General features: G+C 71.2%; 17 protein-coding genes. 8 read left to right on the top strand and 9 right to left on the bottom strand.

The features are described from left to right. The first annotated feature begins 182 nt into the window (after nt 1-182). From ACK4TH_RS06305 to priA, 3 genes are all read left to right on the top strand, one after another. Complete coding sequence (locus tag ACK4TH_RS06305) at nt 183-2,375, top strand: protein-disulfide reductase DsbD family protein (RefSeq protein WP_409623940.1); 2,193 nt, start codon at nt 183-185, stop codon at nt 2,373-2,375. Nucleotides 2,376-2,409: 34 nt separating this feature from the next. Next, nucleotides 2,410-3,522 (top strand): uroporphyrinogen decarboxylase, encoded by a 1,113-nt coding sequence (gene hemE / locus ACK4TH_RS06300; protein WP_409623938.1) that lies wholly within the window; start codon nt 2,410-2,412, stop codon nt 3,520-3,522. A 354-nt stretch (nt 3,523-3,876) separates the two neighbouring features. After that, the gene (gene priA, locus ACK4TH_RS06295; protein ID WP_409623936.1) at nt 3,877-5,931 is read left to right on the top strand and encodes a primosomal protein N'; all 2,055 of its coding nucleotides are present in this window, start codon (nt 3,877-3,879) and stop codon (nt 5,929-5,931) included. A gap of 19 nt (nt 5,932-5,950) precedes the next feature. Here the strand turns inward: priA and ACK4TH_RS06290 are convergent, their stop codons facing one another. Next, the gene (locus ACK4TH_RS06290) at nt 5,951-6,901 is read right to left on the bottom strand and encodes an AEC family transporter (RefSeq protein WP_409623934.1); all 951 of its coding nucleotides are present in this window, start codon (nt 6,899-6,901) and stop codon (nt 5,951-5,953) included. Between the two features lie 106 nt (nt 6,902-7,007). On the opposite strand from ACK4TH_RS06290, the gene ACK4TH_RS06285 reads away from it, so the two are divergent. From ACK4TH_RS06285 to ACK4TH_RS06275, 3 genes are all read left to right on the top strand, one after another. Then, entirely contained in the window at nt 7,008-9,068 is a 2,061-nt protein-coding gene (locus ACK4TH_RS06285; protein ID WP_409623960.1) for an ATP-dependent helicase, read from the top strand. 113 nt (nt 9,069-9,181) lie between these two features. Next, nucleotides 9,182-9,709 carry a molybdopterin-dependent oxidoreductase gene (locus tag ACK4TH_RS06280; protein WP_409623932.1) on the top strand — a complete coding sequence of 176 codons (528 nt, stop codon included), beginning with the start codon at nt 9,182-9,184 and terminating at the stop codon, nt 9,707-9,709. Further along, nucleotides 9,706-11,739, top strand: coding sequence for a response regulator (locus ACK4TH_RS06275; protein WP_409623930.1), 2,034 nt, complete (start codon nt 9,706-9,708; stop codon nt 11,737-11,739). The genes ACK4TH_RS06280 and ACK4TH_RS06275 overlap by 4 nt, the downstream gene beginning before the upstream one ends. On the opposite strand, the gene ACK4TH_RS06270 is transcribed toward ACK4TH_RS06275, so the two are convergent. From ACK4TH_RS06270 to def, 4 genes are read right to left on the bottom strand one after another with little or no spacing between them, the layout of a single operon-like run. Next, entirely contained in the window at nt 11,690-12,025 is a 336-nt protein-coding gene (locus ACK4TH_RS06270; protein ID WP_409623928.1) for an AzlD domain-containing protein, read from the bottom strand. The genes ACK4TH_RS06275 and ACK4TH_RS06270 overlap by 50 nt on opposite strands. Further along, nucleotides 12,018-12,812 (bottom strand): AzlC family ABC transporter permease, encoded by a 795-nt coding sequence (locus tag ACK4TH_RS06265; protein ID WP_409623926.1) that lies wholly within the window; start codon nt 12,810-12,812, stop codon nt 12,018-12,020. Before ACK4TH_RS06265 ends, ACK4TH_RS06270 begins: the two co-directional genes overlap by 8 nt. After that, entirely contained in the window at nt 12,809-13,774 is a 966-nt protein-coding gene (gene fmt, locus ACK4TH_RS06260; RefSeq protein WP_409623958.1) for a methionyl-tRNA formyltransferase, read from the bottom strand. The genes ACK4TH_RS06265 and fmt overlap by 4 nt, the downstream gene beginning before the upstream one ends. 26 nt (nt 13,775-13,800) lie before the next feature. Then, nucleotides 13,801-14,382, bottom strand: a complete 582-nt coding sequence (def, locus tag ACK4TH_RS06255) for a peptide deformylase (protein ID WP_409623924.1) — start codon at nt 14,380-14,382, stop codon at nt 13,801-13,803. A gap of 228 nt (nt 14,383-14,610) precedes the next feature. Between def and ACK4TH_RS06250 the strand changes: the two genes are divergently transcribed. Together ACK4TH_RS06250 and dprA are read left to right on the top strand one after the other, a co-directional pair. Beyond that, nucleotides 14,611-15,750, top strand: a complete 1,140-nt coding sequence (locus ACK4TH_RS06250) for a LysM peptidoglycan-binding domain-containing protein (RefSeq protein ID WP_409623956.1) — start codon at nt 14,611-14,613, stop codon at nt 15,748-15,750. A 28-nt stretch (nt 15,751-15,778) separates the two neighbouring features. Beyond that, nucleotides 15,779-16,885 carry a DNA-processing protein DprA gene (gene dprA / locus ACK4TH_RS06245; protein ID WP_409623922.1) on the top strand — a complete coding sequence of 369 codons (1,107 nt, stop codon included), beginning with the start codon at nt 15,779-15,781 and terminating at the stop codon, nt 16,883-16,885. A 44-nt stretch (nt 16,886-16,929) separates the two neighbouring features. Here dprA and secF read toward each other — a convergent pair whose 3' ends face one another. The 4 genes from secF to ACK4TH_RS06225 form a co-directional block, all read right to left on the bottom strand. Continuing rightward, entirely contained in the window at nt 16,930-17,880 is a 951-nt protein-coding gene (secF, locus tag ACK4TH_RS06240) for a protein translocase subunit SecF (RefSeq protein WP_409623920.1), read from the bottom strand. Nucleotides 17,881-17,898: 18 nt separating this feature from the next. Then, complete coding sequence (gene secD, locus ACK4TH_RS06235) at nt 17,899-19,773, bottom strand: protein translocase subunit SecD (RefSeq protein ID WP_409623918.1); 1,875 nt, start codon at nt 19,771-19,773, stop codon at nt 17,899-17,901. Nucleotides 19,774-19,839: 66 nt separating this feature from the next. Then, nucleotides 19,840-20,160: a preprotein translocase subunit YajC gene (yajC, locus tag ACK4TH_RS06230; RefSeq protein ID WP_068608208.1), complete on the bottom strand. Its 321-nt coding sequence runs from the start codon at nt 20,158-20,160 to the stop codon at nt 19,840-19,842. A 136-nt stretch (nt 20,161-20,296) separates the two neighbouring features. Next, entirely contained in the window at nt 20,297-21,313 is a 1,017-nt protein-coding gene (locus ACK4TH_RS06225) for a DMT family transporter (RefSeq protein ID WP_409623915.1), read from the bottom strand. Nucleotides 21,314-21,370 lie beyond the last annotated feature (57 nt).

Here is a 21,370-nt window from a genome sequence, read left to right as displayed (position 1 = left end):
CGTTGTCCTCCACGTCCACAGCGACCGTGCTGGATTGTTGGTCAGCGCGCGCGGCTTGTGAAGACGGCGTGCGACGATGGCGGGGATGGATTTTGGCTATTGGGCGCGTTGTCGCACAATCGGCGCCGCCCTTGGGGAACCCCCGGGGGATGCGACGGCTCCATGGATGGACGATGAGAACGATGCACGAGACGATGCGGCGCACGGCGCGCGCGCTGGTGGCGGGGCTGCTGGCCGCTCTGCTGCCGCTGTGGGGGGCGGCGCAGGGGGGGCTGGCGGGCTTGCCTGCAGCGAGCGGCACGGCCGGCACGCCGGGTGAGCGCGCCCGCACGGACTACGCCCAGGTGCAGCTGCTGGTGCACGCTCCGCAGGGCGTGGCGGCCGGGCGGCCGCTGTGGCTGGGGCTGCGCATCGAGCACGCGCCGCAGTGGCACACCTACTGGCACAACCCGGGGGATTCGGGCCTGCCGATCGAGCTGAACTGGACGCTGCCCGAGGGTGTGCAGGCCGGCGCGATCCAGTGGCCGACGCCACGCAAGTTTCCGCTGGGCGACCTGGCCAACTACGGCTACGACGGTACGGTGCTGCTGCCGGTGCCGGTGACGCTGCCGGCGGGCTGGCAGGGCGCGAGCCTGCCGGTGCAGCTGCACGCGACCTGGCTGATCTGCCGCCGCGAGTGCGTGCCGGAGGAGGCGACGCTCCGATTGGAGCTGTCGACGGACGGGCCGATCGTGCAGCACGCCGCGGAGTTCGAGGCCGCCTGGGCTGCCGCGCCGCGCGCGCTGCCGCAGGCGCGCGCCGAGCTGCGCGTCGACGAAGCCGGCCTGCACGTGCGCGCCGACGGCCTGCCGGCCGACTGGCGCGGGCAGACGCTGGAGTTCTTCCCCGAGACGGCCAACCTGATCGCCCCCGGCGCGCCGTGGACCCAGGGCTGGGACGGCGAGGTCTGGCGCGCGACGCTGCCGTTTCACCCTTACCGCAGCGAGGCGGTGCCACGGCTGGCCCTCGTGCTGGCGTGCGCCGAGACCGGTCACGGTCCAGCCAGCGCCGGCGTGCGACTGGAGGCCGACGTGCAGGGCGCTTGGCCGGCGGTGGCCGAACCCGACGCACCCCCACCCCCCGCACCGGCCCCGGCGATCGCGGCGGGCACCGGCGGGCCGACGACGCTGGGGCTGACGCTGGCGCTGCTCGGCGCGCTGGCCGGTGGCGTGATCCTGAACCTGATGCCGTGCGTCTTTCCGGTGCTGGCGATCAAGGTGATGGCGTTCCAGGCGCACGGGGCCGATGCGCGCGCGCACCGGCTGGGGGGGCTGGCCTACACGGCGGGCGTGGTGCTGTCGTTCCTGGCGCTGGGTGCGCTGCTGCTGGCGCTGCGCAGTGCCGGCGAGGCGGTGGGCTGGGGCTTTCAATTGCAGAACCCGTGGGTGGTGGCGGGGCTGACGGTGCTGTTCACCTTCATCGCGCTGAACCTGGCGGGACTGTTCGAGCTGCGGCAACTCGCGCCTTCGGGACTGGCGGGGCTGCAACTGCGCCATCCGCTGGCCGATGCCTTTCTCACCGGGGTGCTGGCCACCGCGGTGGCCTCGCCGTGCACGGCGCCGTTCATGGGCGCGTCGCTGGGGCTGGCGGTGACGCTGCCGGCGCCGGCGGCGCTGGCGGTGTTCGGCGCGCTGGGGCTGGGCATGGCGCTGCCGTACCTGGCGGCGAGCTGGTGGCCGGGGCTGGCGCGGCGGCTGCCGCGCCCCGGGCCGTGGATGGAGACGTTCCGCCAGGCGATGGCGTTTCCGATGCTGGCGGCGGCGATCTGGCTGCTGTGGGTGCTGGGCCAGCAAAGCGGCATCCACGGCGCGGCGGCGCTGCTGTTGCTGCTGCTGGCCCTGGCGTGGGTGCTGTGGGCGCTGGGGCGGCGCGCGCGCGCGCTGGCGGCGCTGGGGGTGCTGGCGCTGCTGGCGCTGGGCTGGAGCGTGGGGCCGGCGGTGGTGCGCGAGGCCGAGGTGGCGGCAACCCGCGCGCCAGCCAGCCCGGCCGACGGCGCGTGGGAGCCGTGGTCGGCACCGCGCCAGGCCGAACTGCTGGCCGCCGGGCGGCCGGTGTTCGTCGACTTCACCGCCGCGTGGTGCGTGACCTGCCAGGTCAACAAAGCCGCGGTGCTGGGCGATGCGGCGGTGCTGCGCGACGCCGAGGAGGCTGGCATCGCGCTGCTGCGCGCCGACTGGACGCGGCGCGATGCGGCCATCACGCAGGAGCTGGCCCGGCTCGGGCGCAGCGGCGTGCCGGTGTACGTGCTGCACGTGCCGGGGCGCGCGCCGCAGGTGCTGACCGAGGTGCTCAGCGTGGCGGAGGTGCGCGCGGCGTTCCAGGCGGCGCGGCGATAATGCGCCGCGATCTGCACCACCCGAGCGAACCTTCATGTCCTTTGCCCCGCTGACCAACGACACCTTCCTGCGCGCCTGCCTGGGCCAGGCCACCGAATACACCCCGATCTGGCTGATGCGGCAGGCCGGCCGCTACCTGCCCGAGTACTGTGCCACGCGCGCGCGCGCCGGCAGCTTCATGGGGCTGGCCACGAACGTTGACTTCGCCACCGAGGTCACGCTGCAGCCGCTCGAGCGCTACGCGCTGGATGCGGCGATCCTGTTTTCCGACATCCTGACCGTGCCGGACGCGATGGGCCTGGGGCTGCGCTTCGAGGCCGGCGAGGGACCGAAGTTCGAGCGCACCGTGCGCAGCGAGGCCGACGTGGCGGCGCTGGCGGTGCCGGACATGGAGCGGCTGCGCTACGTGTTCGATGCGGTGACGTCGATCCGGCGGGCGCTGGCGGGCCGGGTGCCGCTGATCGGCTTTTCCGGCAGCCCGTGGACGCTGGCGTGCTACATGGTGGAGGGCGGCGGCTCCGATGACTACCGCCATGTCAAGAGCCTGATGTACCGCCGCCCGGATCTGATGCACCGGCTGCTGGCGGTCAACGCCGATGCGGTGGCGGCGTACCTGACCGAGCAGATCCGCGCCGGCGCGCAGGCGGTGATGGTGTTCGACAGCTGGGGCGGCGTGCTGGCCGATGGGATGTTCCAGCGCTTCAGCCTGGCCTACACGCAGCGTGTGCTGGCGCAGCTGCCGCGCACGCACGACGGCGCCACCATCCCGCGCATCGTCTTCACCAAGGGCGGCGCGCCGTGGCTGGCGGAGATGGCGGCGCTGGACTGCGACGTGCTGGGGGTGGACTGGACCGTGCACCTGGGCCGCGCGCGCGCGCTGGTGGGCGGGCTGCCGGGCGGGCCGGGCAAGGCGCTGCAGGGCAACCTGGATCCGGCGGTGCTGCTCTCGAGCCCCGAGGCGGTGGCCGAGCAGGCGGTGGCGGTGCTGGAGGCGTTCGGCGCCCCGCACACCGACCCGACGCGGCGCGGGCCGACGCACATCTTCAACCTCGGCCACGGCATCAGCCAGCACACGCCGCCGCAGCACGTGCAGGTGCTGGTCGAGACGGTGCACGCGCACTCGCGGCGCATGCGCGGCACGGCTTGACCCCGCTCATCGGTCATGTGCGGCATCGGCTTTATGCACACTTTTGCGGGGACGGGACGCTCTGTCTGCTGGCTGACCCGCGCGCTGACAATTGCTGCAGCAAATTCCGCAAGTCGTTGAAAAAACTATGGTTTCATCGTTTTGCCAAAATTTTTGGCAATCCAGTCGAAGCCTTGTCGGACAATGCTTTGCGGTACCGATCCGCAGCTTGTCGACAAAGTTATCCACAGTTTCTCGGGGCAAGCGTGGAAACCCGCATGCCCGCCCGCGCATGACGTCCCTGGCACGGCCGTGACGGAAGCGCCCAGCCCCCCTACTCCGGGATCTCCGGCATCGACCTGGGTCGACGTGGTGGTGGCAGCCCCCGCCCACAGCGGGCTGGGCGACCGACTGACCTACCGCTGCGACCGCCCCGTGCCGGCAGGCACCCTGGTGCGCGTACCGCTGGGTCGGCGCGAGGTGCTGGGCATCGCTTGGGGCCCAACGCCCGCCGCTCCCATCTGCCCTCCAGAACAGGTGCGACCGGTCACCGAGGTCTGGGATGCGCTGCCGCCGCTGGACCCGGATTGGCGCGATTTCGTGGCGTTTGCCGCCCGCTATTATCAGCGGTCCCTGGGTGAAGTGGCCCTGTCGGCACTGCCCCCCGCCTTGCGGGAGCTGACCTTGGCGCAGTTGCAACGCCGACTGAAGCGTGCGGCACCGGCGCGCGCCCCGTCAGCCGACCACCCCACGCCCGTTCCCGCCTTGACGTCAGCCCAACTCGATGCGATCGCGGCTATCGAGGCGAGTGACCGGCCCGTGTTGCTGTTCGGCGCCACCGGCAGCGGCAAAACCGAGGTGTACCTGCAGGCCACCGCACGGCTGCTGGCACGCGACCCGCAGGCGCAGATCCTGGTGCTGGTGCCGGAAATCAACCTGACCCCGCAACTGGAACAGCGCTTTCGCTCCCGATTCGGCGATGCGGTAACGACGCTGCACTCGCGGCTCACCCCGGCCCAGCGGCTGCAGCACTGGCTGGCGGCGCACCGCGGGCAGGCGCGCATCGTGCTGGGCACGCGCATGGCGGTGTTTGCCAGCCTGCCGCGCTTGCGGCTGATCGTCGTGGACGAGGAGCACGACCCCAGCTACAAAAGCCAAGAGGGCGCACGCTACTCCGCACGCGACCTGGCCGTGTATCGGGCCCACCGGGGCAACGCGGACGGCTGCCGGGTGGTGCTGGGCTCGGCCACCCCCGCGCTGGAGAGCTGGCACGCCGCCGAGAGTGGCCGCTACCGCCGGGTGGACATGGCCGACCGCATGGGGGGCGCGGGCTGGCCGCGGCTGCGGCTGGTGGACCTGCGCCACCAGCCACGCGGTACCGCCCTGGCCGCCCCCTTGCTGGCCGCCATCGAGGCGCGGCTGGCCCGCGGCGAGCAGGCGCTGGTGCTGCTGAATCGGCGCGGCTACGCGCCGGTGATTGCCTGCGGCGACTGCGGCTGGAAGAGCGGCTGCCCGCACTGCAGCGCCCACCTGGTCTTCCACAAGGGCGACCGCAGCCTGCGCTGCCACCACTGCGGCCACGCAGCCCGCGTGCCCCGTGCCTGCCCCGACTGCGGCAACCTGGATCTGGCCCCCCTGGGCCGCGGTACCGAGCAGCTCGAGGAACAGCTCACCTCAGCCTTGGGAGCATTGCGGCGGCCGGACGGCAGCCCGGTGCGAATCGGCCGCCTGGACGCCGACACCGCGCGCGCGGCCGGGGCCTTGGAGCGCACCCTGGACGCCGTGCACAGCGGCGCCATCGACGTGCTGGTGGGCACGCAGATGATCGCCAAGGGACACGACTTCCGGCGCATCACTCTGGTGGCCAGCGTCAACACCGACGGGGCGCTCTTTGCCAGCGACTGGCGCGCGCCCGAACGGCTGTTTACCTTGTTGATGCAGGCAGCCGGCCGTGCGGGACGCGATGCCCGCTTCGTCGCTGCACAGGACAGCACCGTGGAACTGTGGGTACAAACCGCTTACCCCGAGCACCCCCTGTTTTCCGCGCTGGCCCGGCACGACTACGCGGCCTTCGCGGCCCAGCAACTGGACGAGCGGCGCGCCGCCGGCATGCCGCCATACAGCCACCAGGCCTTGCTGCGCGCCGAAGCGCGCCAGCTGGACGCCGCCCTCGCGTGGCTGCGGCACGCCGCCGACGCCGCGCACGACTTGCCCGGTCGCGCCCATGTCACGCTGTATGCGCCCGTGCCCATGACGCTGACCCGCGTGGCGGGGATCGAGCGGGCCCAGCTGCTGCTGGAAAGCCCCCACCGCCCCGCCCTGCAGGCGCTGCTGGCGGCGTGGATGCCGCGGCTGCATACCCTGCGCACCCACGCGGATACGCGAGGCCTGGCGCGCTGGGCGATCGACGTCGATCCGCTCAGCTTCTGACCGACGCCGCGCGAGCGCCTCATCGCAGCCAGGCCACGGCGGCCGAAAAAGTGAAAAACGCCAGCGCCGTGGACACGAGGATGATGCGTGCGACACGCCCGTTGTCGGCCCCCATGCGCTCGGCCAGCAGCGACACGTTGCTGGCACTGGGCAGCGCGGCCGTCAGCACCATCACGGTCAGCACCGCCGGCTGCAAACCAACGCCGATCTGGATGGCGCCAGCGCCCACCAGCAGCACCAGCAGCGGATGCAGCAGCAGCTTCATCAGCGCCAGCGGCACGTAATCGCGCAGCGGCATCGGATGATCGGCCTGCATTTGGGAGCGTGCCAAAACCGCCCCGATGGTGAACAGCGCCACCGGACTCGCGGCATCGGCCAGCAGCCCCACGGTCTTGTCCAACGGGCCCGGCAGCGCAATGCGCCACGCCGAGGCGAGCGCCCCCAGCCCGATCGCCCACGGCATGGGATTGCGCAGCACGCCCAGCAACGCCTGCCGCAGCGCCGCGCGCGCGCCGCCCTCGCCCGCATCCAGACGCGACAGCGCAATGCACAGCGAGCTGGTGATCACCATATCCACCACGATGACCACGATCACCGTGCCCACCGCCTGCGGCCCCAGCAGTGCGGCAATCAGCGGCACCCCCATGAACCCCGAATTGGGAAATGCGGCCACCAGCGCGCCAAAGGCGGCATCGTTCCAGCGGATGCGCCCGCCCAGGCTGACCGCGACCGCAAACCCCACCACCACCAGCGCGCACAGCAGCCACACCCCCGCCACCGCGCCGTCCAGCAGCCGGGCGATCGGTGTGGAAGCCCCAAAGCGATACAGCATGGCCGGCAACGCAAAAAACAGCACGAAGCCGTTGAGCCCGGGTATGGCCTCCAACGGCAACCAGCGTCGCCGCGCCGCCAGGTAGCCGGCCGCCACCAACGCAAAAAAGGGAAAGGTGACCAACAGGATGGAGCCCATGGGGCCCGATGGTAGCGACCGCGCCGGCGCACCGCTGTCGCCTGCTGCGCTCGGTATCATCGCGCCCTCGCCCGACGGTGAACGACCCCGATCGTCTGACCAACCGATGCACGACACCCTCAACCCCGCTCAGCTCGACGCCGTGCACCACCTGCGCGGCCCCTCGCTCGTGCTGGCCGGCGCGGGTTCGGGCAAGACGCGCGTCATCACGCACAAGATCGCGCGGTTGATCCAGGCCGGGCTGGCACCGGAGCGCATCGCCGCCATCACCTTCACCAACAAGGCCGCCGCCGAGATGCGCGAGCGCGCGCGCACGCTGGTCGGCAAGGCCGCGCAGGGCGTGCTGCTGTGCACCTTCCACGCGCTGGGCGTGCGCATCCTGCGCGAGGACGGCGCGGCGCTGGGCCTGAAGCCGCAGTTCTCGATCCTGGACACCGACGACATCGTGGGCCTACTGAAGGACTGCGGCGGCACCCCCGACGCCACCACCGCGCGCCACTGGCAGTGGCGCATCAGCCAGTGGAAGGGCGCGGGGCTGACGCCCGAGCAGGCGCTGGCGCAGGCGCGCGACGAGGCCGAGCGCCAGATCGCGCTCGTCATGGCGCGCTACCACGAGCGGCTGGCGGCCTACCAGGCGGTGGACTTCGACGACCTGATCCTGCTGCCGCTGAAGCTCTTGCGCGAGCACGCCGAGGTGCGCCAGCGCTGGCAGCAGCGCCTGGGCCACGTGCTGGTGGACGAGTACCAAGACACCAGCGCCGTGCAGTACGAGCTGCTGAAGGTGCTGGTGGGCCATGGCGAGCGGCCCGAGCCACACCTGACCTGCGTCGGCGACGACGACCAGTCGATCTACGGCTGGCGCGGCGCGACGCTGGACAACCTGAAGCGCCTGCCGCAGGACTTCCCGACGCTCAAGATCATCAAGCTGGAGCAGAACTACCGCTCCACCAACGCCATCCTGCGCGCCGCCAACGCCGTCATCGGGCCGAACCCCAAGCTGTTCCCGAAGACGCTGTGGAGCGCGCTGGGCGAAGGCGAGCCGGTGCGCGTGCTGGCCTGCGACCACGAGGAGCACGAGGCCGAGCGCGCCGTGGCGCGCATCCAAACCCTGCGCGCGCAGGGCGCGGCGTGGCGCGACTGCGCCATCCTCTACCGCGCCAACCACCAGTCGCGCGCCTTCGAGGTGGCGCTGCGCAAGGCGCAGATCCCGTACCGCGTCTCCGGCGGCACGAGCTTCTTCGACCGCGCCGAGATCAAGGACCTGTGCGCCTGGCTGCGGCTGCTCGCCAACGAGGACGACGACCCGGCCTTCCTGCGCGCGGTGACGACGCCGCGGCGCGGCATCGGCCACCAGACGCTGGCGCAGCTCGGGCAGGTGGCCGCCGGGCTCCGGCTCAGCCTGTTCGAGACGCTGTTTGCGCCGACGCTGCAGGCCACGCTGGCACCGAAGGCGCTCGCGGCGCTGCACGAGTTCGGCCGCTTCGTCAACGACCTGCAATACCGCGCGCGCCACGCGGTGGGGCACGAGGCGGCGCGCGCGGTGCTGATGGAGTGGCTCACCGACATCGGCTACGAGCGCCACCTGCACGACCACGCCGACAGCCCGCAGCAGGCCACGCAGCGCTGGGCCAACGTGCTGGACTTCGTCGACTGGATGGTGCAGCGCTGCGGCGGCCAGCTCGACGACACGGGCGGCGTGGCGCTGCAGTGCACGCCGCGGCCGCTGCTGGAGGTGGCGCAGACGGTGGCGCTGATCAGCACGCTGGCCGAGCGCGAGCAGGACCAGGACGCGGTGACGCTGTCCACCCTGCACGCGGCCAAGGGGCTGGAGTGGCCGCACGTGATGCTGGTCGGCGTCAACGAGGGGCTGCTGCCGTTCAAGCCCGACGCCGACGGCGAGGCGGCGCAGATCGCCGCGCGCATCGAGGAGGAGCGGCGGCTGATGTACGTCGGCATCACGCGCGCGCAGCGCACGCTGGTGGTGAGCTGGCTCAAAGCCCGGCGCCAGGGGCGCGAGCGCGTCGCTGCGCAGCCCAGCCGCTTCATCGCCGAGATGCAGCTCGACGCCGCCGCCGTGCCGGACGACCCGCGCGCGCGCCTGCGCGCGCTGCGCGAGGAGTTCGCCGCCCGTGCGGCGGCCGCGGTCCAAGCGCCTTCGCGTTCCTGAGCGTCGCCGAGCGCCACCCGGCCCGTGTCAGCCGCACGAGGGGGCGCCCGCCCGAACGGGTGGCGTTTGCCGTAAGATCGCGCCAAATTGTCACCTCTGATCACGACGCCGCCATGAAACATCGCATTTCGCGCAGATCGCTCGTGTTCGCCATCGCTGCGCTGGGCAGCGGGCTGGGTGGCGCCGTCGGCGCCCAACCGGGCACGCTGGCGCAGCCGAAGGAGCGGATCATCCTCACGGTCGGCGGGCAGATCGGGGTGCGCAACCAGGGGACACAGGCCGTCTTCGACCTGGCCATGCTGGATGCGCTGCCGCAGCACACCTTCACGACCCAGACGCCCTGGGACGACAAGCCGGTGACCTTTCGCGGCCCCCGGTTGCGCGACGTGCTCGCGGCCGTGCGGGCCCAGGGGCGGCAGCTGCGGGCCACGGCGCTCAACGACTACCGCATCGTGATCCCCATGGAGGACGCGCAGCGTTTCGACGTGGTCGTCGCCACGCGCAAAAACGGCGAGCTCATGCCCGTGCGCGACAAAGGGCCGCTGTTCATCGTCTATCCCTTCGACAGCGATCCGGCGCTCAAAGACAAGCGCTACTACGAACGCTCGATCTGGCAACTCAAGACGATCGACGTCGAATGACTGCGAGGCCCGCCCCGACGGCCGCGGCCTCCACCGCCACGGGCGCGGCCGAGGGCCGGCGCTTCCTGATCTGGGTCGCCATCACAACGGCCCTGCTCGGCGCGGGGCTGGCGGTGCTGCTGGCGGTCTTCCTGCGGCAGGTGCGCTCGGCGGAGGAAACCGCGCAACTGCAGGCCGACTCGCTCACGGCGATCGTCTTTCAGCACGAACGCGAGTTTTTGCGTCTGCGCGAAGAGCTCCGCGCCGCCGCTGCCCAGCCAGCCCGAGTGGATTGGGATGCCCTGGCTCTGCGGCAGGAGATCTTTGCCGGGCGGGTGGCGCTGTTGCGCGAAAACCCCACTGTGACCCCGCTGCGATCGCACCCCGACTACGTCGTGCTGCTGGGGCGTCTGCAGGGTTTGGTGGCCCGGGTGGACGCCCTGCTGCAGACCAACGACACCGGCGAGCTGCGGGCCATCGTGGACGAGATGGCGCGGCTCGGGCCCGACGTGCAGGCGCTGACGCTGACGGCCAACGGGGTGGTGGTCGGTATGATCGAAGCCAAGCTGCAGGAAGTTCGGCGCCTGCAGCACTACGTGGTCTGGCTCATGACCGCGCAGGTGCTGGTTCTGCTTGCCGCCGCGGCCGCCCTGTGGCTGCGCCAGCGCCGCCAGCAGCACGAGCGCGCCGAACTGGAGGCCCTCAACATCGCCCTGCGCGGCGCGCGCGACGCCGCCGAAGCCGCCAACCGCGCCAAAAGCCAGTTCCTGGCCAACATGAGCCACGAGCTGCGCACCCCCTTCAACGGGATGCTGGGCATGCTGGCCATGCTGGAGGACAGCCCGCTGACCCCAGCCCAACGCGACCAGTTGCAGACCGCCCGCTCCTCGGCCGAGCACCTGCTGAGCCTGCTCAACGACATTCTGGATCTGTCCGCACTGGATGCCGGGCAGATGCGCATCCAGCCCGAGCCGCTGAACCTACCGCAACTGGTGCACGACGTCCACCGCTGGCTGCAGCCGCACGCCCACCGCAAAGGTCTGGCCTTGGGCCTGACCATCGACGACGGGGGCACCCCGTGGGTGGAAGCGGACGGAACCCGGGTGCGCCAAATCCTGCTCAACCTGCTGGGCAACGCCATCAAATTCACGGAACAGGGCCGGGTGGACCTCTCCCTGCGGGCCGAGCCCGCCGGTGACAGCGGAACGCTGGTGCGCTGGACGGCCGTGGTGCGCGACACGGGCATCGGCATGGATACAGCCACCGTCGCGCGGCTATTCCAGCGGTTTCAGCAGGCGGACCCCTCCATCACCCGTCGCTACGGGGGCAGCGGGTTGGGGCTGGACATTTCGCGCACGCTGGCGCGCCTGATGGGCGGGGACGTGGTGGTGGACAGCCAGCCCGGTGTCGGCTCCACCTTCACCGCCACCTGGATTACCCGCGTCGCCGAGCCGGATGCCCAGCCTTCGGGCTTTGCGGTCACCCGGCCCAACCCGTGGCTGGCCCCGCCTCCGCCGGACGAGGCATCGCCCGCCGATGCGTCTGCACCGGCCGCCCCGTCCGCTGCCTTGGCCGCTAGCGCGGCGAGCGCCCCCGCAGCGACCCCGCCCGAAGCCCAGCGCAGTGGCTGGCGCGTACTGGTGGCCGAAGACCACCCCGTCAACCGCAAATTCATCGGCCTGCTGCTGGACAAACTGGGCCACCAGGTCGCCTTCGCCGAAAACGGCCGGCAGGCGGTCGATCTGGCCGCCGAGGGGGACTACGACATCGTGCTGATGGACGTGCACATGCCGGAGATGGACGGGCTGGAGGCCACCCAACGTATCCGGACGCTGCCGGGGCCGCGCGGGCGCGTGCCGATCGTGGCGCTGACCGCCGACATCGTGGACGACGCCGAGCAGCGCGCGCAGGCCGCCGGCATGAATGCCTTTTTGGCCAAACCGGTGCAACGCGCCCAGCTCGAAGCGGTGATGGCCCGCTGCATCGCAGCCCGGGCCGAACTCACCACCCCAGCCCCAGATGCAGCGGCAGGTACACCGCCATCCCCGTGACGATGGTGCCCAGCCCCCCCCCGCGCCAGAAGAACCACGCGGCCCCCACCGCCGCGGCATACAGCCGCGCATCCCGCCAGGTGTGGATGAGCTGACCCTGCTGCATCACCACCTCGGGCACCACTACGGCCGCCAGCGCGGCAATCGGCGCGTACTGCAGGCCGCGCTCCGCCCAGTGCGGCAACTGCCATGGCCGATCGGACAAAAAGAAAAAACCGCGCGTGATGACCGTCACCGCCGCCAGCGCGACGAAGGTCAGCAGCATCCAGGGATTCAGGTCAGCCATGCGGACGGTGGGGGGAAATGGGCGCGCCGCGCAGCCAACGCGGGCCGTGCGCCTCGGCGATCAGGCACACGACGACCGCGGCGGCGATCGCCACCACGATGTTGAGCTTGAGCGGCAGCGCCCAGGCCACGACCGCTGCCGACCCGGCCACGGCGGCCGACAACACGCGCAAGCGCGACGTGGCCAGCGAGCAGCCCACCCCCAGCAGCGCCAGAATCCCCGCAAAGCCCAGACCCCATTCGGTCGGGATGGCGTTGGCCAGCACGATGCCAATCACGCTGGCCGTCATCCAGAACAGGTAGTTGACGCCGCAGCTCCCGGCCAGGTAGGCCTCCTGATCCAGCCGTTCCTCGTCGGTGCGACCCGGGTGCGGAAAGCGCCGGGCGAAAAAGACGTAGCTCAAATCCCCCGTCAGGTAGCCGGTCAACAGCCGCTGGCCGCGCGGCAGGTGGGCCACATACGCGCGCAGGTGGATGGAAAACACCACGAAACGCAAATTGACGCAGAAGGCCGCCGCCAGGATCACCCACAGCGGCGCTCCGGCCGTGATCAGCGGCACCGCCGTGAGCTGGGCGCTGCCCGCGTAGACGAGCAGCGTCATCCACAGCGCCTCCAGCGGCGTCAGGCCGGACTTGACCATCGCCACCCCGGTCATCAGCCCCCAGGCCCCGATGCCGGTGGCCACGCTGACCAGCTCGCGCGCGCCCGCGGCGAAGGTGGGCCGACGCCACAAGACCGGGTTCAGAAACGACGCGCGCCAGAATGCGGTGGACGCCGCGGCACTCATCCGGCCGCCCCCAGGCGCACCCCGGGTGGCAACGCCGTGCCGCGCAAAAAGTCTCCGGCGGCCAGCCGCTTGCCACCCGCGCGCTGGACCTCGGTCAGCACCAGCACGCCTTGACCGGTTTGTACACGAATGCCCACCGCATCCGCCGCCAGCACCGTGCCCGGCGCGGCCGGCGGTGCCACCGCCGGCTCCGCCCGGGCGGCCCACACTTTGAGCATGGTGCCCTCCAGCGTGGTGGCCGCCCCCGGCACGGGGTCGAATGCGCGCACGCGCCGTTCGAGCAGCGCAGCAGGCGCCGACCAGTCCAGCATCGCCTCGGCCTTGTCGATCTTGTGGGCATAGGTCACGCCCTCGTCCGGCTGCCGGCGGCGGGGCAGCGGCGCGGCCTCGGCCGCCCGCAGGGCCTGCACCACCAGACGCGCGCCCAGATCGGCCAGGCGATCGTGCAGCGAGCCGGCGGTATCCGCCGGGTCGATTGGCACAGCCTCCATCGCCACGATGTCGCCGGTGTCCAGCCCCTCGTCCATCTGCATGATGGTGATGCCGGTTTGCGCGTCGCCGGCCTCGATGGCGCGCTGGATGGGCGCGGCACCGCGCCAGCGCGGCAACAGCGAGGCGTGGATGTTGAGGCAGCCCAGCCGGGGCAGCTCCAACACCCAGCGCGGCAGGATCAGGCCGTAGGCCGCCACGACCAGCACGTCGGGCCGGGCGGCCTGCAGCGCGGCGCAGGCCGCGGCCGCGTCCTCGGCCCAGCGGCCGTCCAGCCGCAATCCACGCGGCTGCGCGACCGTCCAGCCGTGCGCCTGGGCCAGCGCCTTCACCGGCGAGGGCTGCACCTTCATGCCACGGCCGGCGGGCCGGTCGGGCTGGGTCAGCACCAGCTCGACGGGAAACCCCGCCTGCGCAATCGCCTGCAGGGCCGTGGCGGCAAACACCGGTGTGCCGGCAAAGGCCACCCGCAGCGCGGGGATGGCCCCGGCCGCCGCGGTCAAAGCCGCGCCTCCGTCGGCTCCGGGTGCAGGCGGCTGCGCGGCCGAGCCTCGGCCGCAGCACGCGCGGCTTCCCGCTCGGCCTTGACGAGCTTCATCTTGATGCGCTCACGCTTGAGCGGCGAAAGGTACTCGACGAACACCTTGCCCATCAGGTGGTCCATCTCGTGCTGGATGCACACCGCCAACAGTCCTTCTGCGTCGATCACGCGGCTCGCACCGTGCTCGTCCAGCGCGCGCACGCGCACCGCCACCGAGCGCTCGACACCGTCGTAGATGCCGGGCACCGACAGACACCCTTCCTCGCCCTTACGCTTCTCGTCGCTGGCCCATTCGATCTCGGGGTTGATCAGCACCAGCGGCTGATCGCGGGCTTCGCTCACATCGATGACGATGATGCGCTCGTGAATGTCGACCTGCGTGGCCGCCAGGCCGATGCCATTGGCGGCGTACATGGTCGCCAACATGCGCGGGATGATCGAGCGCACACGATCGTCCACGGCCGCGACCGGTTTGGCCACCTTGTGCAGGCGGGGATCGGGATAGCGCAGGATGGGCAGGAGTTCGGTGGAGGCGTTCATAGGCGAATGTCGGTATTTTCGCCACTTTTGGCGGGGCCTGCCAGCACGGCGCGGGGCATGGCATTGCCAGAAGTGGGGGCAGACCGCACAATGGCAAGAGAGGAATCGCCACCCATGACCATCCCGCGCCAACGTCCCGCACCGCTTTCGCCCGCCCCGGTGCCTGCCGTCCGTAGGGGCATCGGCACAGCCCTTTCGCACTGGTTCGTGGGGGCGCTGGTGGGTGGCATGGCCTGCGTCGCCGCCGCTGCGCCGCCCTATCCCGTGACGCCGCAGCAGCGCGGCACCGCCGAGCAGGTGGCTCAGGCGGGTGTGCCCCTGTCCGAACTCGCCCCGAATGCGCCCGAGCGATACACCGTGCGCCGCGGCGATACGTTGTGGGGCATTTCGGGGCTGTATCTGCAGCGCCCGTGGCGCTGGCCGGAGCTGTGGGGCATGAACCTGCAGCAGATTCGCAACCCCCACCTGATCTACCCCGGGCAGGTGCTGGTGCTCACGCGCGTCGGCGACCGCGCCGTGCTGCAGTTCGCCGCGGACACACCCCCCACGGTCAAGCTCTCGCCACGCGTGCGCGCCGAGCGGCTGCGCGACGAGGGCATTCCGCCGCTGCCCCCGGGGGCGATCGAACCCTTCCTGGCCGACGTGGATGTCGTCGATGCCGACACCCATGAGCGTGCCCCACGCATCGTCGCCGGCCCGGAAGCACGGGTGCTGCTGGCCCGCGGCGACCGCGCCTACGCCCGCGGCCAATATGGCCCGAGCGATGCACTCACGGGCGACGCGCTGGAAACTCAGGCGGACCGCCCGCGCGTGTTGTCGATCTACCGCAATGCCGTCGCGCTGCGGGATCCGGAAAGCGGCGAGGTGCTGGGCTACGAAGCCCACGCCGTGGGTCGTGCGGAGCTGGTGCGCAGCGAACGAGCGACCGAGGGGCCCGACGGGCAGCCGACCCTCGTGCCCGCGACCGTCCACATCGTGCAGGCGCGCGAGGAAATCCGCATCGGTGACCGGCTGCTGCCCCAGGCCGGGCGCGAGATGCGCTTGTACGTCCCCCACGCCCCCGCGGCCCCGATCCGCGGGCAGATCGTCAAGGTGCACGGCGAAACCGTTCGCTACGCGGGGCAGAACCAAATCGTCGTGCTCAACCGTGGGCACGCCGACGGGCTGGAGGCAGGCCACGTGCTCGCCGTGCTGAAGGACCGTACCCGCCTGACCGACAAGACCGACGAGGCGCGCCCGGACCTCCTGCTGCCCGGGGAGCGCAACGGACTGATGATGGTGTTTCGCACCTTTGAGCGCGTCTCGTACGCCCTGATCTTGCAGATCACCGACGGCGTCAAGAGCGGGGATCGCTTCGTCAACCCCTGACGCGCGGCAGGCAGGGGGACCGGAACGGATGGCACCCGACGACTGGGTCGAGTGGTTGCGGCTGATCGCCACGCCAGGGGTGGGCTCGGCGACGGCGCGCCGGCTGCTGGCGGCGTTTGGCCCACCGGCCGCCGTGTTCGCGCAACGCCTCGGGGCCTTGGCCGAGGCGGTCGGGCCCACGGTGGCCGGCCGCCTGCAGGCCGAGCCCCCCGATTGGCCCGCGCTGCGCGCCCGCACCCAAGCCTGGCTGGCGCAGGCCGACCACCATCTGATCGCGCTGGGCGATGCGGCCTATCCGGCAAGCCTGCTGACCACCCCGGACCCGCCTCCGCTGCTGCATGTGGTCGGTAACCCCGCCGCGCTGAGCGCGCCACGGGCACTGGCGGTCGTCGGCAGCCGCAACCCCACCCCGCAAGGCGCCGACAATGCGCGCGCCTTTGCCCGCGCGCTGGCGGCGGAGGGCGTGTGCATCGTGTCGGGACTGGCCGCCGGCATCGACGCTGCCGCGCACGAGGGCGCCCTGGCCGCTGGCGGCCAGACCGTGGCAGTGGTCGGCACGGGGGTGGACCGCGTCTATCCGGCGCGGCACCGGGCGTTGGCCCACCAGATCGCGGCAGCGGGTTGCCTCGTCAGCGAACACCCTTTGGGCACGCCGCCCCTGGCGCCGCATTTTCCGCGCCGCAACCGCATCATCGCCGGGCTGACGCACGGCACGTTGGTGGTGGAGGCCTCGCTCGGGTCGGGGTCGCTCATCACGGCGGAACTGGCCACCCAGATGGGGCGTGAGGTGTTTGCCATCCCCGGCTCGATCCACGCGCCACAGGCACGGGGCTGCCATGCCCTCATCCGGCAGGGGGCCAAGCTGGTGGAAACTGCCGAGCACATCCACGAAGAGTTGCGTGCGGTCTGGGGACCAAGCGCAGATGCCCCGCCCCCCGCCAGTGGCGCGACACCGGCACCCGCCGACGACCCGGTGCTGACCGCCCTGGGCCACGACCCCACGCCGTTCGATCTGCTGCAAGTGCGCTGCGGCTGGGACACGGCCCGCCTGCAGGCCCATCTGCTGACGCTGGAGCTGGACGGACACGTGCAGCGCCTACCCGGCGGGCTGCTGCAGCGCGTGGTGCGGGCCTAGGTGGCAGGCCTCGGCGCGGGCCCGAGGCGCTCCTCCGCGCACCCTCACACCACGGCGCCGGCGTTCGGGTCGTCGCCCTCGCCCGCCTTCTTGGGCGCCTTGACCAGATCTTCGCGCCGGATGCCCAGCCACATGGCGATACCTGCCGCCACGAAGACCGACGAATAAATCCCGAACAGGATGCCGATGGTCAGCGCCAACGCAAAGTAATGCAGCGTCGGGCCGCCAAACAGCAGCATCGACAGCACCATCGCCTCGGTCGAGCCGTGGGTGATGATGGTACGGCTCATGGTCGAGGTGATCGCATGATCGATGACCTCGCGCACCGTCATCTTGCGCTGGCGGCGGAAGGTCTCGCGGATGCGGTCGAAGATGACCACCGACTCGTTGACCGAGTAGCCCAGCACGGCCAGCACCGCCGCCAGCACCGCCAGCGAGAACTCCCACTGGAAGAAGGCGAAAAAGCCCAGGATGATGACGACGTCGTGCAGGTTGGCGATGATGGCGGCGACCGCATACTTCCACTCGAAGCGCAGGGCCAAGTAAATCATGATGCCGCCGATGACGAAGGCCAGCGCGAGCAGCCCGTTGGTGACCAGCTCGCGGCCGACCTGGGGCCCGACGAACTCGGTGCGGCGCAGCTCCACCGCCGGGTCCTGGGCGCGCAGAGCCGCCAACAGTTGCTCGGTCTGCTGGCCGGAGTTCAGGCCTTCGCGCAGCGGCAGGCGCATCATCACGTCGCGCGAGCTGCCAAAGTTCTGCACCGGCACATCGGCATAGCCCAGGCCCGCCACGACCGCCCGCACCTGCCCCAGGTCGGCCGGCTGTGCGTAGGACACCTCGACCACCGTGCCGCCGGTGAACTCGACCGACAGGTGCAGGCCGCGCGTGACCAGAAAGAACACCGCCGCCAAAAAGGTGACGAAGGACACCAGGTTCAGCACCAGCATGTGGCGCGTGAACGGGATGTCCTTGCGGATCCGAAACAGTTCCATCGTCGATCTCCCGGCGGATCAGTCGGCTTTGGCGGCGCCCGAGGGCGCGACGCGAATGCCAATCGAGACGGCGCGCAGCTTCTTCTGGCGCCCGTACCACAGGTTGACCAGCCCGCGCGAGAAGAACACGGCCGAGAACATGCTGGTCAGGATGCCGATGCAGTGCACGACGGCAAAACCGCGCACCGGACCCGAGCCGAACGTCAACAGTGCCAGCCCGGCCAGCAGCGACGTGATGTTGGAGTCCAGAATCGTGTCCCAGGCGTGCTCGTAGCCCTTGTGGATCGCCGTTTGCGGCGCGGAGCCGTTGCGCAGCTCCTCGCGCACCCGCTCGTTGATCAGCACGTTGGCATCGATCGCCATGCCCAGCGTCAGCGCGATGGCGGCGATGCCGGGCAGCGTCAGCGTCGCCTGCAGCATGGACAGCACCGCCACCAGCAGCATCAGGTTGACCGCCAGCGCGACGCTGGAGAACACCCCGAACAGCCGGTAGTAGACGCACATGAAGGCGACCACCACCGCAAAGCCCCAGACCACGCTGTTGAAGCCCATGCGGATGTTGTCGGCACCCAGGCTCGGGCCGATGGTGCGCTCTTCGATGATCTCCATCGGCGCGGCCAGCGAGCCGGCGCGCAGCAGCAGCGCGGTGTCGTTGGCCTCCTGCGTCGTCATGCGGCCGGAGATCTGCACGCGGCCGCCGCCGATCTCGGTGCGGATGACCGGCGCCGTGACCACCTCGCCCTTGCCCTTCTCGAACAGCAGAATCGCCATGCGCTTGCCGACGTTCTCGCGCGTGACGTCGCGGAACACCCGCGCGCCCTTGCCGTCCAGCGTCAGGTTGACCACCGGCTCCTGCGTCTGGCTGTCGAAGCCCGCTTGCGCATCGGTCAGGTTCTCGCCGGTCAGGATCACCTCGCGCTTGACGATGACCGGCGCCCCGTTGCGGTCCAGATAGCGCTCGGCGCCAAACGGCACCGGCCCCGCATTGCGCTCGGCGGCCAACCCTTCGGGGCTTTCGTCCACCATGCGGATTTCCAGCGTCGCGGTGCGGCCCAGGATGTCCTTGGCCTTGGCGGTGTCCTGCACGCCGGGCAGCTGCACGACGATGCGGTCCAGCCCCTGCTGCTGGATCACCGGCTCGGCCACGCCCAGCTCGTTGATGCGGTTGTGCAGCGTCAGAATGTTTTGCTTGAGCGCCTGCTCCTGGATGCGGCGCGCCGCCTCGGGACGCAGGGTGAGCGCGAGCACCGTCTCGCCACCCTCGTCGCGTTCGGCCACCTGCACATCCGGAAAATCACGCGCGATCAGGTCGCCGGCGGCACGCGCCGTCGCCGCATCGCGCAGGCGCACCATCACCGCCTGCCCCTCGCGGCGCACACCGCCGTGGCGGATGCCCTTGTCCCGCAGCGCGGTGCGCACATCGGCGGCCAGGCCCTCGACGCGCTTGTCCACGGCACCGGCCATATCCACCTGCAACAGGAAGTGCACCCCCCCACGCAGGTCCAGACCCAGATACATGGGCTGCGCACCCAGGCTTTGCAGCCAGGCCGGGGTACGCGGCAGCAGGTTGAGGGCCACCACATGCATCGGGTTGGCCGGGTCGGGGTTGAGGGCCCGCTCGATCGCGTCGCGGGCCTTGAGCTGCGCATCCGTCGAGGCAAAGCGCGCCTTGACGGTCTGTCCGTCGAACTGGATCGCTTCCGCCCCCAGGTTGGCCGCCGCGAGCGCCTGCTCGACGCGGCTGACGATGCCTTCGTCCAGCCGGTGCGCGGCACGCGCCGAGGACACCTGCACGGCCGGCGCCTCGCCAAAGAAGTTGGGCAGGGTGTACAGGGTGGCGATGACGAGCACGACCACCAGGGTCGCGTACTTCCACCAGGAATATCGGTTCATGGACGAACGCCTTGCGGCGCGCACGGCGCCGCGAATGGGCTCGGGGCCGGTGGCGCCGGCCGCGGCTTATTTGAGGGTGCCCTTGGGCAGCACCTGCACGACGGCGGTGCGCTGCAGCTGCACTTCGACCCCGTCGGCCAGCTCGATGCCGATCGTGGATTCGCCCAGCTTGGAGACCTTGCCCAGCAGACCGCCGGCGGTGACGACTTCGTCCCCCTTGGCCAGGGCATCGATCATGGCTTTGTGCTCCTTCTGGCGCTTCATCTGCGGCCGGATCATGACGAAGTACAGCACCACGAACATGAGCACCAGCGGCAGCAGGCTCATGAGCGTGGAGGTGGTGTCGCCGCCCGCAGCGGCCTGGGCGTAGGCATTGGAGATGAACACGTCGGATTCCTCTGGCGTGCAAAGGGTTGGGGGCATCGCGGCCGGCGCGCACCGGCAAGCGCCAGCGGGCCATGCGCGATGGCAAACGTTCATTGTAGCCCGCGGCCTGCGCGCCGCGGGCATGCGGGGGCGGGCGTCAGTCCGGGTGCGCCTGCGCGATCACCGGCTGCGGGCGCACACGCACCCCCCACAACACCCCGGCCACCAACGTCCCGATGCCCAGCAACGACAGGGGCGCCGGCCACTCCCCCCGCCACAGGTAGGCATACAACAAGGCGGCCAGCGTCTCGAACACGATGAGCTGCCCCGCCAGCGCCGTCGGCAGCCGCTGGCTGGCCGCGTTCCAGCACAGCGTGCCCAGCCACGAGGCCAGCAGGCCGACCGACACCATCAGGCCGATGAACACCACCGGCCGTGGCCCGAACGGCATAGCAAACGGATCGCCCCGCACCGCGTCCAACCCCCAGACCAGGGCATAGCCGATGGCCGCCAGCGGCAGGGTGGCCAGCCCCTGCGCGGTGGACCAGGCGCGCGGGCTGCGGTCCGGGTGCGCGCGCAGCCAATCGGCGTTGTGCAGGGGGTACCACGTCCAGCAGGCCACCGCCCCCACGGCCAGCAGCGCGCCCAGCGCGTAGGCACCCACGTCGCGCGCGGGGTCGGCCAGCACGGCCTGCAACTCGGTGCGGTTGACCAGCGCAATGCCCAGCGCGATCAGGGCCAGGGCGGGCCACAGACGCCGCCACGGCAGCCGCCCGTCGCGCGCCGCGTTGCGGCGGTTGGCCACGATGGCAATCACCACCGGCAGGGTGCCGATGATGACCGTGGACAGGGGCCCGCCCGTGCGCTGGATGGAGCTGGCCAGCAACAGGTAGTACAGCAGATTGCCCACGAAGGCCAGCTTGAGCGCGTGCCGCCAGTCGGCGCGGCTCAGGCTGCGCAACTCGCGGCGATCGAACCACGCCAGGGGCAGGCAAATCAGCCCGAACGCCAGATAGCGCGCCACCGACTGCAGCGCCGCCGGATACTCGGGCAGCATCAGCGGCGCAACGAACACCAGCCCCCACAGGGCCCCGGCGGCCAGCGCCCACGCGACGCCGCGCCCGATCCCGCCCGCCGCTTCTGCCTCACTGCCTGCCCTGCCCGCTGCGGCCATCGCCACTCCCTTGCCTGCACGAAAAAGCGCGCAGTGTACGCGGGCCAGCGGAAGGTC

The organism is Tepidimonas sp., assembly GCF_046292505.1.
Lineage (GTDB): Bacteria > Pseudomonadota > Gammaproteobacteria > Burkholderiales > Burkholderiaceae_C > Tepidimonas.
The sequence above is the reverse complement of the archived record's forward strand: the minus strand, read 5'-3'. Positions and strand labels throughout refer to the sequence as shown.

Coding starts and splice junctions, on each gene's coding strand:
- dprA (WP_409623922.1), top strand. CDS start 15,779: ATGGCACCCGACGACTGGGTCGAGTGGTTGCGGCTGATCGCCACGCCA.
- ACK4TH_RS06225 (WP_409623915.1), bottom strand. CDS start 21,313: ATGGCCGCAGCGGGCAGGGCAGGCAGTGAGGCAGAAGCGGCGGGCGGG.
- secF (WP_409623920.1), bottom strand. CDS start 17,880: ATGGAACTGTTTCGGATCCGCAAGGACATCCCGTTCACGCGCCACATG.
- ACK4TH_RS06265 (WP_409623926.1), bottom strand. CDS start 12,812: ATGAGTGCCGCGGCGTCCACCGCATTCTGGCGCGCGTCGTTTCTGAAC.
- def (WP_409623924.1), bottom strand. CDS start 14,382: ATGAACGCCTCCACCGAACTCCTGCCCATCCTGCGCTATCCCGATCCC.
- ACK4TH_RS06285 (WP_409623960.1), top strand. CDS start 7,008: ATGCACGACACCCTCAACCCCGCTCAGCTCGACGCCGTGCACCACCTG.
- ACK4TH_RS06250 (WP_409623956.1), top strand. CDS start 14,611: ATGGCCTGCGTCGCCGCCGCTGCGCCGCCCTATCCCGTGACGCCGCAG.
- ACK4TH_RS06280 (WP_409623932.1), top strand. CDS start 9,182: ATGAAACATCGCATTTCGCGCAGATCGCTCGTGTTCGCCATCGCTGCG.
- secD (WP_409623918.1), bottom strand. CDS start 19,773: ATGAACCGATATTCCTGGTGGAAGTACGCGACCCTGGTGGTCGTGCTC.
- ACK4TH_RS06275 (WP_409623930.1), top strand. CDS start 9,706: ATGACTGCGAGGCCCGCCCCGACGGCCGCGGCCTCCACCGCCACGGGC.
- ACK4TH_RS06270 (WP_409623928.1), bottom strand. CDS start 12,025: ATGGCTGACCTGAATCCCTGGATGCTGCTGACCTTCGTCGCGCTGGCG.
- hemE (WP_409623938.1), top strand. CDS start 2,410: ATGTCCTTTGCCCCGCTGACCAACGACACCTTCCTGCGCGCCTGCCTG.
- ACK4TH_RS06290 (WP_409623934.1), bottom strand. CDS start 6,901: ATGGGCTCCATCCTGTTGGTCACCTTTCCCTTTTTTGCGTTGGTGGCG.
- ACK4TH_RS06305 (WP_409623940.1), top strand. CDS start 183: ATGCACGAGACGATGCGGCGCACGGCGCGCGCGCTGGTGGCGGGGCTG.